Genomic DNA, 13,521 nt, shown 5'->3' with positions numbered 1-13,521 from the left:
AGGCGGCAGTTGTTCACATAGGCTCAAGAGTTTGGAATAATCAGAGCTACATCGTGGTTCTATTTGATGAACATTATTTCAATGAAAGAAGGATACTTTGCCAAACGAGTCTTTGGGTGGTCTTTTCTCTGCCCCTAGCGGCATTAAGGTGGACGCTACAGTACCAGAATCTATGTCTGTCACAGAGGCTGAAGACAGCCATGTACATGACGTCATTATTGTTGGTTCTGGCCCTGCTGGGTACACTGCAGCGATTTATGCTGCACGAGCGAATTTACGTCCCCTTCTTTTTGCCTCATCTGTTTCCCCTGGTGGCGATTTGATGACAACCACTGAAGTAGAGAATTTCCCCGGTTTTGTTGACGGTATTCAGGGTCCTGAATTGATGACCACGATTGGTGCGCAAGCCGAGCGTTTTGGTACTGATGTCCGGTATGAGGATGTTGAATCGCTTGAACTTGAGGGCGATGTTAAGAAAGTTATTTTGAGTGATGGTTCTACTTTTCTCACGAAAACTGTCATTATCTCAACAGGTTCTGAATATCGTAAGTTGAACGTTGACGGGGAACAGCGCCTTTCTGGTCATGGTGTTTCATGGTGTGCAACGTGTGACGGTTTTTTCTTCAAGGGGAAGACTCTTGCTGTTATCGGAGGGGGCGATTCTGCATTAGAGGAGGCCCTCTATTTGACGAATCACGCAGCAAAAGTATATTTGGTGCATCGTCGCGATACTTTGCGTGCATCGGAGATTATGCAAAAACGCGCTTTTGATCATCCGAAGATTGAGATGGTGTGGGATTCCGCTGTTCAGTCTATTAACGGTGAGGATAAAGTATCTTCATTGACGTTGGTTAATACTCAGACTTCAGAGGAATCCGAGCTCGTTGTAGATGGTGTCTTTGTTGCTATTGGTTCTGACCCGCGAACAGCACTTGTGCGAGATGTTTTAGAGCTAACTGAGGCTGGAACAATCGCTGTTGACGGACGCTCTTCACGCACCTCAATTCCAGGTGTTTTTGCTGCTGGAGATGTTATTGATTCAACGTATCGTCAGGCGATTACGGCTGCAGGTTCTGGCTGTGTGGCAGCTTTGGATGCTCAACATTATCTTGAATCTTTGTCTTAAGAGATATTTTTATTCACTACTATCCAAAGGAAAAAAATTATGGCTAATCAAGTCACTGACGCAACATTTGCTAACGAGGTTCTTCGCTCTGAGAAACCCGTTATTGTTGATTTTTGGGCTGAATGGTGCGGTCCTTGCCGCATGCTTGGACCTGTCATCGATGAAATTGCTGAAGAATATTCAGAGCAGGTTAAAGTTCTCAAGCTCGATGTGGAGAACAATCCAGAAACAGCAATGAAGTATGGCATTACCTCCATTCCTGCAGTATATGTTTTCAAGGATGGAGAAGTTGCTCATCAGAGTGTTGGCGCAAAACCTAAGGCAGCTCTCGTCAAAGAGTTTGCTCCTTTCCTGGGACTGTAGCAACTAAAAACTACGCATAAGGGTGTTTGTTGTGTTTCACGTGAAACACAACAAACACCCTTATTTTATTGAGAATTAGCTCGAGCTAGAGCTTTTGCAACGTCATTGAGCAACTGAGGTACGTCATCTTTATCCATGATAATTTCCATAAACACCATCCGATCGCGAGTTTCATTAGTAATACGACAAGCGTCTAATAACTCTTGAGCCGTTTGGACTTTAAACAAGAGAACATCATCTTTACCGGCACCGAATGCTGCAGGAATAAGATCCCATTGATAACGGTGGATATCGTTGTAAGGCTGTTGAGGCCCATGAATAGCGCGTTCAACGGTATATCCATCGTTGTTGATGAGGATAATGACCGGATTGATTTTTTCACGCAGCATCGTTCCGATTTCTTGGATGGTTAGCTGCGCTGACCCGTCACCCACTAGCAAAATACCTCGAGATTCCCTGTCAGCTATTGACGCTCCAAGCATTGCAGGCAGGCTATATCCAATAGATCCCCAGAGCGGTTGTCCAATAAACATTGAAGATTCTGGAAATTTTCTATTCGCCATACCAAAGAAAGAAGTTCCTTGATCAGCAACAACAATATTTCCGGGGGTTAACTCTCCAGAAAGTAAGTCCCATAGGATGTCTTGTGTCAAAGGAGCACTCATATCAATCTTTTGAGATTGTTGTTCTGCTTCTTTTTGGAGGGGATACGGCTTAGCACCATATTCCCGAGCAACATCTAACACAATCTCTAGTGCTGTTTTAATCGTTAACGGAGTGAAAACCTCATTTCCAATACGTGACGATTGAGGGCGGATATGAACAGTATTTTGAGGAAGCTTCTGCGAGAATCCTGCGGTTGTTGAATCTGTGAACTCAACACCAGCACTAATAAGCACTTCCGTATTTTCGATGGCGTCCCTTGTACGATGATCAGAAACTACACCGGCATAAACTCCGGCAAACTGGGCATCGCTCTCGTCAACGAGAGTTTTGCCCCACATCAATGTTGCGTGCGGAAACCCAGTTTCCTTAAGGAGATTATTTAGCTGCTCACGTGCACCCATGCGGTGTACTAACAAATCAGCAAGGACACTCACCTCTTTCCCTGCAATAACCTCTTTCAGAGCCATCCTAAAGGCTTTTTGAGCACCTTCCGAAGAGAGTGCAACATCAGTTTGGAGCGGCTCTTGAGGCGGAGTTGTCTCAACTCGAGCAACGTCGGTTGACAGAAGGAGATACCCTGGACGGCGACGGATTATTACTTCGCGAATCACTCGATCAATTTCAGCAGTCGCTGTGGCATGATCAAGGTCTGCTACAGCGCAAGAAACCTCCTGTGCCATCCTCATAAAATGGGAGAAGTCTCCATCTCCTAGAGTGTGATGCATTTTCAGATGGTTTGCTTGGTTTTCTTTACTCGGAGCACCCACAATATGAACCACCGGCACGTGCTCAGCATAGGAACCAGCTATAGCATTAATTGCAGAGAGTTCTCCAACACCATAAGTTGTTACGAGTGCACCTAAGCCGCGAACTCGCGAATAACCATCTGCACTATATCCGGCGTTAAGTTCATTTGCACTGCCAACCCAAGATATATTTTTATGCTCTACGATATGATCCAGAAATTGAAGATTGAAGTCTCCTGGAACCCCAAATATTTCAGTAACACCTTGCTCTGCAAGTCTATCTAATAGATAATCACTCACCGTATAACTCATATAACCCTCGTCTCTTTTTGATTAACACAATATAAAAACCGTAAAAATAATTTACCTGTACTTAGAATCACATAAAGAATAAAAAGTTGCAAGGTTCGAGAAATATAGGCAATAAAATCACCAACGACATTCCAGCTATTCACCACTGTTTCATGTGAAACACCTATGAAAACTGCGCATAAAGTACACCACAAATGCAGATATAACAACTTGTAAAGTTTTATATCACACTTATGACCATATATTCACCCTATGTTTCACGTGAAACAAGAGAGCGCTCTGCGTGAATAATAAAACAAACGGTACGTAAAATAAATAAATTTATTTTACGTACCGTTTATTAATAAATAAACTATCTATTTTTTATCTATACTTGGGTCAAGAACAGAAATAATTCTGTTCAAATCTTCTACCGAAGCAAATTCAATAGTCATTTTCCCTTTACGTGCCCCCAGCTGAATTTTAACGTTTGTATCAAGCCTGTCAGCAAATGCATCGGCAATATAATCTAAACGCTCATGATGCTTTTGAGGTTGAACGACCTTAGGTTCTCTCTTAGATTGTTCCGTTGAATGCGAGACGAGTTCTTCCACTGCACGCACAGATAAACCTTCATTAACAATTTTTTGAGCAAGCTTCTCCATCTCAGCATGAGTTCTCAAAGATAATAACGCTCGAGCATGTCCAGAGGACAGAACACCTACAGCTACTCGACGTTGAACAAGAGCAGGAAGTTTAAGAAGGCGAATAGTGTTCGCAATCAATGAGCGAGAACGTCCAATTTTTTGTGCCAATTGTTCTTGAGTAGCTCCGAACTCTTCAAGAAGTTGCTGATACGCAGCAGCTTCTTCAATAGGATTAAGTTGGCTACGGTGAAGGTTTTCTAACAATGCATCGCGCAATAAATCAACATCATGAGTTTCGCGAACAATAGCAGGAATAGTATCGAGTCCAGCTCGTTGAGTGGCGCGCCAGCGACGCTCTCCCATCACTAATTCGTATTTTTCTTTCCCACCTTCACGACTTTTTCGTACCACAATAGGTTGAAGAACTCCGATTTCTTTTACGGAGTGAACAAGTTCTTCCATGTCTTGTTCATTGAATTCAGTACGAGGCTGTTTTCGATTGGGGTGAATATCGTGAACATTAAGAACAGCAAATTGAGCACCAGGAACAGGGACTAATCCATTTTCAGACTGTTCTTCTCCCCCGAAGAAAAAGTCAACAGGACGCCGATTGGAAGTCGAACTACGAAGAGCTGCTCCCATGTCTGCACGTTTTTTCTTTGAATCTTTTTGAGGAACTTTAGAAGTTTCACGTGAAACATTCTTGTGGTCTTTTTGACGACGAGAAGTGTCTTGAGATGAATGTTCTACAGTTGGCACCGTTTGAACGTCCTTCTCTGAGTAGCTTTCAGTAGGAATGAGGGCGCCAATACCGCGACCCAATCCACGCTTCTTTTCTGCCATAGTAAGATTCTCCCTCTTGTTCAACGGACCGTCTAAGTCTATCTGTTCTCACAGAAACATGGGGAGAAAAATGTCATGTTTCACGTGAAACTCTTAAATAGAATGATTATTCTAATCGTTATTTTCCATTAAAAATACCAGTTGCTACCCTAATAATCATAGAATAGCAACTGATATAAGTTTTATATTCTTTTATTTTTTCTTTGCTATTTCTATAGCCGCTTCTATATACGCTCTAGAGCCCGTGGATGAGACATCGTAACTAATAACGGTCTGCTGATAACTTGGAGCTTCTGAAATGCGAACAGAACGAGGAATAACACTGTTGAGCACTTCGCGTGGAAAATGAGTCCTTACTTCATCAGCGACCTGTGAAGCCAAATTTGTTCTTCCGTCATACATTGTTAACAGGATAGTACTCAGTGCAAGATCTGCGTTCAGGTGTTTCTGAATCATCTTGATGTTTTTAAGTAACTGGCTCAATCCTTCTAGCGCATAATATTCACATTGAATCGGAATGAGAACTTCTTGAGCGGCAACAAAAGCATTAACCGTCAGTAACCCAAGACTGGGTGGACAGTCAATAAAAACATAGTCAAGGCGCTCCGATCCTTCGCGGTCTCGCCATTGTTTATATTCTTGGATAGCTCCCCTCAACCGATTTTCACGAGCAACCATTGATACAAGTTCAATTTCAGCTCCGGCAAGGTCGATAGTTGCAGGCGCACACCAGAGCTGTTTGATATCTGGACAAGGTTTAACAATCTCAGATAAAGGCAATTCGTCAATGAGTACGTCATAGACGCTAGGTGTATCATTTCCGTGATCAATACCCAAAGCGGTCGAAGCGTTTCCTTGAGGGTCACTGTCAATCACAAGAACGTTCATTCCTTTAGTTGCGAGAGCAGCTGCTAAGTTGACGGCGGTACTTGTTTTCCCAACGCCACCTTTTTGGTTAGAAACAGCAAATATGCGAGTTCTTTCTGGCCGATTCAACACGATTTGTTCCAGTTCTTTAAGTTTTGTTTTCTCGCTCAAAACCTCTGGAGAAACCAGAGTGTTCAGCCCTTTATCTTGCACTTGTTTCTCTAATTTCTGGCGTGTTTCACGTGAAACACGACCTCGATCCAATTGAGAAGAACCCACACTCTCATGGGGCTCCGGAGGCATTCCAAAATCAGGAATATTGATTGCTATTTTTTCATTCATGAAATTCCAGCCAATCCCATCTTTCTCCCCTCAAGAGCAATATGGAAGGTTCGGCACTATTATGTGAGGGTGATATTTAGATTACCTGTTCACGTACAACATCTCGACAGTATCTATAAATAAAAACTTATAAAAGTTGTTTTACGATAAGATTTCTCATAGTAGAACACATACGATTCATAGCTTTCCAGCGTTTATACCAAAAACAGAATCTTCACCATACATAAAAACGGTGGTGTTGATATTTTGTAATATCAACACCACCGACGATGAAAATCCGCCTACCGGCGAACGTGTATTAGAGAGAAACCCTCACAATAGTAGTTGGCTCAGCAAGGAGCTGATCGCCAGCACTAAGCACTTCGACCGTGCGAGCACCATACTTATTGAGCTTCTTCTTTGCTTTCGTAATTTCTTCTCCCGCAGAACGCCCTTTAATAGCAAGCAATTCGCCAGTACCACGAAGAATCGGAAGGGTAATATCAACAAGCCCGACCAAGGCGGAGACAGCACGAGCCGTTACGTACTCGACGTCGACCATGCCTACCGCTTGTTCAGCACGCGAACGTAAAATCGTTACGTTATCTAGACCCAAGTCTTCAACGACTTCATCAAGCCATATGACACGACGCTCCAGAGGCTCTATCAGCGTAATATCAAGATCTGGGCGAGCAATAGCTAAACAAAGCCCTGGAAGGCCCGCACCGGAGCCTACATCGGCAATTGAAGCGTCTTTCTCAATATATTCTTGTACCACTGCACAGTTTAGGACGTGACGCCCCCACAAACGAGGCACTTCTCGAGGACCAATAAGACCTCTTTCGATGCCACTCGTTGCAAGATGCTCTACGTAGCGCTGGGCAAGTGGAAGTCTCTGACCAAAGATCTTTTCCGCAGCAGTTCTTTCAGCACCGGTGAGTTCCGGAAGGATATCTTGAGCCATTTATGCCTCCGGGACAGAAATAACGATATGACGTCCTGCCCCTTCTCCTTCAGACTCTGAGTAAAGACCGTTTTCAGCAACAAGATCATGAACGAGCTTCCGCTCATAAGCACTCAAAGGCTCTAAGTGGTAATCCTCCCCCGTCTCTTTGACCTGTGCGATAGCTTCTAATGCCATAGAAGTAGCTCGCTTAATGCGCTTTGCGCGGTACTCACCAATATCAAGAACTAGGCGGGAGTGGTTTCCGGTAGAGGCAAGCACTGATAAACGTACGAGTTCTTGCAAGGCAGCAAGAGTATTTCCTCGTTTACCGATAAGAGCTTTAAGTTGTTCGTTCTCGCTGTCTTCACTAATAACAGAAAGATACGTGCGATTATTACGAATCTCGATATCGATATCTCCATCGATATCAGCAATATCTAGGAGTTCTTCAAGATAATCTGCCGCAATATCGCCTTCATCTTCGAGGTATTTAAGGTGGTCTTTTTCCTCGTAGTTTTCGTGTTCTTCAGACACAGGTGTTTCTTCCACAAGTTGCTCCATTAAAACTAGTTCTTCTTTTTCTGTTGCTGACGCTGACGTTTTTTGCTCATAGGTTGCTGACGCTGTCCCTGAGCTGCACGTTCACGTGCTTTTTGTAGTTCTTCTTCGTATTGTTCTTTGGTTTTACCAACTGGTGGTAAACCTTTTTCGGCGCGACGAGCGTTGAGCTCTCGTTCTGCTTGGGACCCAGGTGTTGGGTTATTACGGATAACCCACCATTGCTGACCTACAGACCAAATATTTGAAACAGTCCAGTACACGAGAACACCGATAGGGAAGTTGATGCCAGAAATCAAGAAGATGACAGGGAAGATGTAAATCATCATCTGCTGTTGACGGTACATGGGAGATTCTTTAGCAGCGTCGGACATGTTTTTAGCACCCAGTTGTTTCTGAGATACGAACATGGACACAGACATCAACACAACGAGAGTACCAGCAACAATAATGGTGCTTGCGTGGTTTCCATTTCCGGGGTTCAGCATCGTAGAGAAGAGCGGAACCTGTCCGAAAATATAGGAATCGTTGAACTGTTTCACCAGATCGCTAGAAAGCATTAAGATGCCTTCGTGCTTTTCTGCTGCATGAGGGATGCCTCTTAGAACTTCAAAGAGGCCAAAGAAGATTGGCATCTGAGCCAAGATAGGGAAGCACGAAGACAGCGGGTTAGCACCGCGTTCTTTGTACAGGGCCATTTGTTCTTGTGCCATAGCTTGGCGTGAGAGCTGGTCTGTTTTACCCTGATATTTTTTCTTCAGCTTTGCAAATTCTGGCTGAAGTTCTTGCATTCCTCGCATAGATTTAATCTGTTTAAGGAATAGAGGGATTGTCAGGGTTCGCATGACGAGTGTTAGCCCGACAATGGCAAGAACCCAGGTCAGACCGGAAGTGGGGTCTAATCCTAATGTGGTGAAAAGTGAATGGAATACCCAGAGAATAAAGGAAACAATCCATTTAAAGGGCCAGAGGATGACGTCAAACATCGAGTTCTCCTTGGCTCGTTGAGCCTGTTAGTTTGGTCTGTATGAAGATGGTTTATAGGTAGTCTTGAGGGTGGTTTAAAAGAACAATTTTAGGTTCTTTTCCGGCAGGAAAATTCTGTTTTCCTGCCGGTACTTCATCAAGTCCGCCAGCTGCCCAGGGGTGACAGCGTAGAAGCCTGCGAACAGTAAGCGATAGTCCTTTAGTTGCTCCGTGTCGAAGGCATGATTCTAAGGCATAAGCTGAACAGCTTGGGTAGTACTTACAAACATTTCCGTAAAGCGGTGAGATGACTGCTCGATAGATTTTTAGTACAGCAATGAGAAAGTTCTGCGGTAGTGTCCATAGAGCATGTTGTACAGATTGCGGTCGTACAAATTCATGCGGCGCTTGTTCTAAGAGGTCTGGTTGCTGTTTTTGAGAGGAGTGCTTCATGATGGGTTTTCGGCATTCCTCTCGCAAGATAATGGGGCAGTTTCAGGGCTTTGTGCTACTGCCTGCAGATTTTGTTGTGATGCCATTTTAGCAAGGGTGCTGGTTAAAGCGTTTTCGTAATCTTGTGATAGTTCTTCCCATGTGGCGTGGGAAGACGAGGGAAGAGCGCGAATAACTATTTGATGACCCTGAGGAATTTTTTTAAGGGTGAGAGCTGATAACGCACGTAATCTTCTTTTAACAAGGTTTCGAGTGACAGCGTTTCCAACAGTTTTAGAAACGATGAACCCAATAATAGTCGGAGATTCACCGTGAGAAGTTGCATATAGAACTAAGTTCCGGCGCCCAGAACGGACACCGGAACGTGTAGTTTCTGCGAATTGGACTTTTGTCCGCATCCGGTGCTGTTGAGCCAGCACATGTTCTCCTTTCGGTTTCGACTCCTAGGATTCCCCCAGAGGTCGAGGAGGGAAGGAGTTTAATTTATGCCGAAAGAGCGGTGCGACCCTTGCTGCGGCGGTTTGCCAAGATGGCACGACCTGCGCGGGTGCGCATACGAAGACGGAAGCCGTGCTTCTTGGCACGACGGCGGTTATTCGGCTGAAAAGTCCGCTTGCTCATTTTGTTACTCCAAAGCGTTTGGTAGGGGCGCGCAACCCTTCACCAATTTGTTTAGAAACAGGTTGACGCTTATTTCTGATGATGAGCACACATCCTAAGCGTTTTTTCACACTATTGCCCTGCCTAAACAGAGCGTTCGGAGCGTACACATACGACTAAAAAACTCTATGAGTTTAATTGCTTGTGGTCAAGCAAGGCACAGCTAAGTTTTTAATCACAACATGTGCACAATTTATCATCAACAGCTGTGGATTACTTCCCGCAAGAGGCTTAAGTGTCAAGTTTTCCACAGAATAGCACTTTGTAACTTATCAACAGCTATTTTCTTGTAATTTACGACTTCTTCGATAGACTGTCTCAAAGTATCCTCACGAAATACACTGTGTAAATAACAAGTTTTCCACTCTGTGTATAACCCTTGTGGAAAACTGTGGATTTTGGTGGTTAAGCGCTAAAATTTAATCTCAACATTACCGACTGAAAAAGGAGTTCACCTTGAGCGAGCAATCACATAAAGACATGATGCTTCGTTGGGCTCATCTCAAGGATGCGCTTCGTTCTAGTGTCAGTCCGCGATGGATGGGGTTTATTTCGCAAGCTCAACCTCAAGCTCATATGGGAACGGTGCTGCTGATTGCAGTTCCTAGCGAATACGCGAGAGATGTTATTCAGCAAAAAATCAATCAAGAATTCAAAGTTGCGTTAGAGAATGCTTTTGGAGAGGGAACAACTGAAGCTATCGTCATTGATACGAGCCTCGAAGAAACTCCAGATCTTACTTTCACCCAGCCAAAAGTTTCTCAGCAGACAGTCTCATCGCCGACAGCTAACACCGCAAACATAATACAAGAGAGCAACAGTGTTCAGAATTTTACTTCTGTTCCAAATGTTCAAGAGATAGAGACAGAAGGGCGTTTGGCAAGCCCTTCCTTTACACAAAACAAGAGTCCTATTCGGAAAGAATCGGCGCCTGCTTCGGACGTTGAGCAACCCCAACCAAAGCAGAATACAGAAACATCAACAGCTTCATCGGTGTGGGAGAGCTCTGCCCGTCTTAACGATAAATATACTTTTGATACTTTTGTGATTGGGCAGTCTAACCGTTTTGCTCATGCTGCAGCTTTTGCTGTTTCGGAAACTCCAGCCTCTGCTTATAATCCCCTCTTCATCTATGGAGACTCAGGTTTAGGTAAAACTCATTTGCTTCATGCTATTGGGCATTATGCAAAGAGACTTTATCCAGAGCTCAGGGTACGTTATGTCAATTCTGAAGAGTTCACTAACGAATTCATCAACTCTATTAGAGATGACGAAGGTTCCTCGTTCAAACAGATTTATCGCAACGTTGATATGTTGCTGATTGACGATATTCAGTTTTTAGCGGGTAAAGAACATACACAAGAAGAGTTTTTCCATACTTTTAATACCTTGCACAACCATCAGAAGCAGGTTGTTATTACTTCTGATTTGCCTCCTAAAATGCTCACTGGTTTCGTTGAACGTATGCGTTCTCGTTTTGAATGGGGACTCATTACCGATGTTCAGCCACCAGAGCTAGAGACTCGTATTGCTATTTTGAGGAAGAAAGCTCAGAATGAGTCGATTGAGGTACCTGATGATGTGATGGAGTATATTGCTTCGAACATCACCACCAACATTAGAGAGCTGGAAGGTTCTCTCATCCGTGTCGCGGCTTTTGCTTCGTTGAATAAACAACCTATCGATTTAGCTGTAGCGGAGAGAGTTCTCAAAGATTTTATTACGAGTGATGGTGCTCAGGAAATTACAGCTTCTCAGATTCTTGTTGCTACGGCTAGCTATTTTGATGTCTCGATTGAAGATTTGCAGTCGAAGTCTCGCACCCGCACGCTGGTGACTGCACGTCAAATTGCGATGTATCTACTACGCGAGTTAACGGATATGTCGCTTCCTAAAATTGGTCAAGAGTTAGGTGGGCGTGACCATACAACGGTGATTCATGCCGATCGGAAGATTAGGACGTTAATGGCGGAGAGACACCAGATTTTTAATCAGGTCAATGAGCTCACCAATAAGATTAAGCAGGCTCAAAGGTCTCAAAAGTAGCTCTGACAAGCTTAATAACAAAAATATCGACCCTGTGGATAACTTGTGTGACTTAAGGTCTTAAAATGTGGACGTTAAGTGTATAGTTATGCGTTTTAAGTGGATTGCTTATACGGTATAAATATTCATTCACAATAGATTCACTTAATAGTCATTATTAAAACACATCTTATCAACATCTAAAACCCTAGATTCTCGCGGTTGATAATGGTTTTCCACATAATCCACACCCGTTATTAACACTACTTCCTTAAAGAGAAAAACATCCAAATAACATTTTCTCTGCTTCCTGCGGAGGTCTTGAACTCTGTAATTACATTTTTTCTTCTCGTGTTCCAAGGGGTTAAGTGCACTTTGTAATTACAGAAATATGTTGTTTCTAGAATCTTATTGTTGTTTTGAAAATTAAAAGGCTGTAATTTGACTATCAGATGTTCTTCTTTCAACACCATGAGTTTTTAGAAAACATCCTCGCAATGAACCAACGAGAACGTCGCTAAAATCAACGGGTTTTTGCTAGTTCTCCCTTTCTTATAGAGGAACCATGAATTCACTATCTCGTCGTCACATAGTTCGTGGAGCTGCTTGGTCTGTACCTGTAGTTCTTAGTTCAGCAGTAATTCCCAGCTATGCAGCTTCTCCTTGTCCTGAAGGTTCGTGGTATATCAAGTCACGGCTCATTCAGACAGATGAAGATCCATCAAATGTTAATTTTGATAATGTTGTCACCGATCAAACCACTCCACCCGGCGAAAGCTCGATGCAACACTGGTATTTCAGAGGAAAGCTATGGTGGCGTATTCCTTTAGGATTCCCACAAGGGGCAGAAGCAGGTGCTCTTGTTACTGTCCCCTTTGACAGTTCATGGACTTCACCTTCAAAACCAGCCCCTTATCCTCTTGCAAAGTTTAAAGCATTTGGATCAGCCCATCCTGAACTGTTCACTCAAGAACTTCCTGCAGCTGAGGTAGCTATAGGAACTGATCACATAACAATTTCTTTCCCTCAAGAAATTCCAGCTGGCGCCGCTGGAGGTTTTATCTTTACAACGGTTCCTGTTGGTGGAGAAGAAGCTGTATTGGCAGGTACCCCATATACTGCTGAAGCTTATATAACCTTCAAACCCCTAATGTGCTCTTAAATATTCTGTTTTCTTAGACAGGTTATAGCGCAAGTTTGGCGGGGAATGTCACCCGTTTAGCTGACACTCCCCGCCAATAGAGTGGTTATTTAATAAAGCGTCTTTTAGATATCTTGTAGGTACACTAAAAAGTGAAGTTTTAATTTAAAAATTTTTCTTATTAGGGGAATAATGTCTCACACAGTGAACCGTCGTCATCTTGTTAAAGGTGCCGCTTGGGCCGCACCTGTTGTCCTCGCAACATCTGTTGTTCCGGTCTATGCTGCTTCATGCGATATGCGAGTCTGGGAAGTTAAATCTCGAATCGTTGCAACAGACCCAGACTATTCAAACCACAACTATGATAAAAAAGTCCTCTACGGAGAAGGTCTTTCTGGAGAAGATAAAGCGCAACAATATGGTGAAGCAGAGATGCAACACTGGTACGACGCTAATAGTAAAAAACTTATGTGGCGTCTTCATATAGGTCTTCCTGAAGGTGCAGCTAGTGGTGCAATGATTACGATTCCTATTGACCCTTCATGGTCAAACCCCTCAGCTATTACCCAAGGCGGACTCGAACTTTTCTTGCGTCTTGATGCTCACCGTCCAGAACTTTATTCGGAGAGTTTCCCGCCTGCTCTCATTGAAGATCGTGGAACTTACCTGTCTATTATCTTCGCTGGGCCTATTCCGAAGGGTGCAGGAGCAGTCTTTACGTTCTCTGCAGACCCAAAGGGTGGAGAAGATGCTGTACTTGGTCGTAATAGCTCTACCGGAACTGGCGATACTTATACTGCTGAAGCGACTATTGAGTTTAAAAAACTAGGTTGCTAAAGCCATCAAATAATAGCCACTAGCGTATATGCCTTATTGTGTATATACGCTAGTGGTTTTTTGTG

At 43.6% G+C, this 13,521-nt stretch carries 14 protein-coding genes; 5 read left to right on the top strand and 9 right to left on the bottom strand.

From position 1 onward, the window contains the following. Positions 1–172 precede the first annotated feature (172 nt). On the top strand, positions 173–1,126 hold the full coding sequence (gene trxB / locus ACN08Z_RS01260; protein ID WP_419102837.1) for a thioredoxin-disulfide reductase: 954 nt from the start codon (positions 173–175) through the stop codon (positions 1,124–1,126). Between the two features lie 39 nt (positions 1,127–1,165). Beyond that, on the top strand, positions 1,166–1,489 hold the full coding sequence (trxA, locus tag ACN08Z_RS01255) for a thioredoxin (RefSeq protein WP_419102810.1): 324 nt from the start codon (positions 1,166–1,168) through the stop codon (positions 1,487–1,489). Between the two features lie 65 nt (positions 1,490–1,554). Here trxA and ACN08Z_RS01250 read toward each other — a convergent pair whose 3' ends face one another. The 9 genes from ACN08Z_RS01250 to rpmH form a co-directional block, all read right to left on the bottom strand. Then, entirely contained in the window at positions 1,555–3,213 is a 1,659-nt protein-coding gene (locus ACN08Z_RS01250; protein WP_419102809.1) for an alpha-keto acid decarboxylase family protein, read from the bottom strand. Between the two features lie 356 nt (positions 3,214–3,569). After that, the gene (locus tag ACN08Z_RS01245) at positions 3,570–4,682 is read right to left on the bottom strand and encodes a ParB/RepB/Spo0J family partition protein (protein WP_419102808.1); all 1,113 of its coding nucleotides are present in this window, start codon (positions 4,680–4,682) and stop codon (positions 3,570–3,572) included. 192 nt (positions 4,683–4,874) lie between these two features. Then, positions 4,875–5,852, bottom strand: a complete 978-nt coding sequence (locus ACN08Z_RS01240; protein ID WP_419102836.1) for a ParA family protein — start codon at positions 5,850–5,852, stop codon at positions 4,875–4,877. Positions 5,853–6,189: 337 nt separating this feature from the next. Further along, positions 6,190–6,834 carry a 16S rRNA (guanine(527)-N(7))-methyltransferase RsmG gene (rsmG, locus tag ACN08Z_RS01235; RefSeq protein WP_419102807.1) on the bottom strand — a complete coding sequence of 215 codons (645 nt, stop codon included), beginning with the start codon at positions 6,832–6,834 and terminating at the stop codon, positions 6,190–6,192. Continuing rightward, entirely contained in the window at positions 6,835–7,377 is a 543-nt protein-coding gene (locus ACN08Z_RS01230) for a protein jag (RefSeq protein ID WP_419102806.1), read from the bottom strand. A 5-nt stretch (positions 7,378–7,382) separates the two neighbouring features. Further along, positions 7,383–8,360 carry a membrane protein insertase YidC gene (gene yidC / locus ACN08Z_RS01225; protein ID WP_419102805.1) on the bottom strand — a complete coding sequence of 326 codons (978 nt, stop codon included), beginning with the start codon at positions 8,358–8,360 and terminating at the stop codon, positions 7,383–7,385. A gap of 52 nt (positions 8,361–8,412) precedes the next feature. After that, positions 8,413–8,793, bottom strand: coding sequence for a membrane protein insertion efficiency factor YidD (yidD, locus tag ACN08Z_RS01220; protein WP_419102804.1), 381 nt, complete (start codon positions 8,791–8,793; stop codon positions 8,413–8,415). Then, a complete protein-coding gene (gene rnpA, locus ACN08Z_RS01215; protein ID WP_419102803.1) occupies positions 8,790–9,212 on the bottom strand; it encodes a ribonuclease P protein component in 423 nt (140 codons plus the stop codon). Before rnpA ends, yidD begins: the two co-directional genes overlap by 4 nt. A 64-nt stretch (positions 9,213–9,276) precedes the next feature. Next, positions 9,277–9,414, bottom strand: coding sequence for a 50S ribosomal protein L34 (gene rpmH / locus ACN08Z_RS01210; protein ID WP_419101264.1), 138 nt, complete (start codon positions 9,412–9,414; stop codon positions 9,277–9,279). Between the two features lie 519 nt (positions 9,415–9,933). On the opposite strand from rpmH, the gene dnaA reads away from it, so the two are divergent. The 3 genes from dnaA (at position 9,934) to ACN08Z_RS01195 (ending at position 13,456) form a co-directional block, all read left to right on the top strand. Further along, a complete protein-coding gene (dnaA, locus tag ACN08Z_RS01205; RefSeq protein ID WP_419102835.1) occupies positions 9,934–11,499 on the top strand; it encodes a chromosomal replication initiator protein DnaA in 1,566 nt (521 codons plus the stop codon). Between the two features lie 544 nt (positions 11,500–12,043). Then, positions 12,044–12,640, top strand: a complete 597-nt coding sequence (locus ACN08Z_RS01200) for a hypothetical protein (RefSeq protein ID WP_419102802.1) — start codon at positions 12,044–12,046, stop codon at positions 12,638–12,640. 171 nt (positions 12,641–12,811) lie between these two features. Next, complete coding sequence (locus ACN08Z_RS01195) at positions 12,812–13,456, top strand: hypothetical protein (protein ID WP_419102801.1); 645 nt, start codon at positions 12,812–12,814, stop codon at positions 13,454–13,456. The last annotated feature ends 65 nt before the right edge of the window (positions 13,457–13,521 follow it).

The organism is Rothia sp. P7181, assembly GCF_048513015.1.
In the GTDB taxonomy this organism is placed as follows: domain Bacteria; phylum Actinomycetota; class Actinomycetes; order Actinomycetales; family Micrococcaceae; genus Rothia.
Note: the sequence above shows the minus strand (reverse complement) of the source record. Positions and strands in the feature narration are given on the sequence as shown.

Excerpts from the sequence above, each read along its gene's own strand:
- trxB (WP_419102837.1), top strand. The coding sequence starts at position 173 with ATGTCTGTCACAGAGGCTGAAGACAGCCATGTACATGACGTCATTATT.
- trxA (WP_419102810.1), top strand. The coding sequence starts at position 1,166 with ATGGCTAATCAAGTCACTGACGCAACATTTGCTAACGAGGTTCTTCGC.
- ACN08Z_RS01250 (WP_419102809.1), bottom strand. The coding sequence starts at position 3,213 with ATGAGTTATACGGTGAGTGATTATCTATTAGATAGACTTGCAGAGCAA.
- ACN08Z_RS01245 (WP_419102808.1), bottom strand. The coding sequence starts at position 4,682 with ATGGCAGAAAAGAAGCGTGGATTGGGTCGCGGTATTGGCGCCCTCATT.
- ACN08Z_RS01240 (WP_419102836.1), bottom strand. The coding sequence starts at position 5,852 with ATGCCTCCGGAGCCCCATGAGAGTGTGGGTTCTTCTCAATTGGATCGA.
- rsmG (WP_419102807.1), bottom strand. The coding sequence starts at position 6,834 with ATGGCTCAAGATATCCTTCCGGAACTCACCGGTGCTGAAAGAACTGCT.
- ACN08Z_RS01230 (WP_419102806.1), bottom strand. The coding sequence starts at position 7,377 with ATGGAGCAACTTGTGGAAGAAACACCTGTGTCTGAAGAACACGAAAAC.
- yidC (WP_419102805.1), bottom strand. The coding sequence starts at position 8,360 with ATGTTTGACGTCATCCTCTGGCCCTTTAAATGGATTGTTTCCTTTATT.
- yidD (WP_419102804.1), bottom strand. The coding sequence starts at position 8,793 with ATGAAGCACTCCTCTCAAAAACAGCAACCAGACCTCTTAGAACAAGCG.
- rpmH (WP_419101264.1), bottom strand. The coding sequence starts at position 9,414 with ATGAGCAAGCGGACTTTTCAGCCGAATAACCGCCGTCGTGCCAAGAAG.
- dnaA (WP_419102835.1), top strand. The coding sequence starts at position 9,934 with ATGATGCTTCGTTGGGCTCATCTCAAGGATGCGCTTCGTTCTAGTGTC.
- ACN08Z_RS01200 (WP_419102802.1), top strand. The coding sequence starts at position 12,044 with ATGAATTCACTATCTCGTCGTCACATAGTTCGTGGAGCTGCTTGGTCT.
- ACN08Z_RS01195 (WP_419102801.1), top strand. The coding sequence starts at position 12,812 with ATGTCTCACACAGTGAACCGTCGTCATCTTGTTAAAGGTGCCGCTTGG.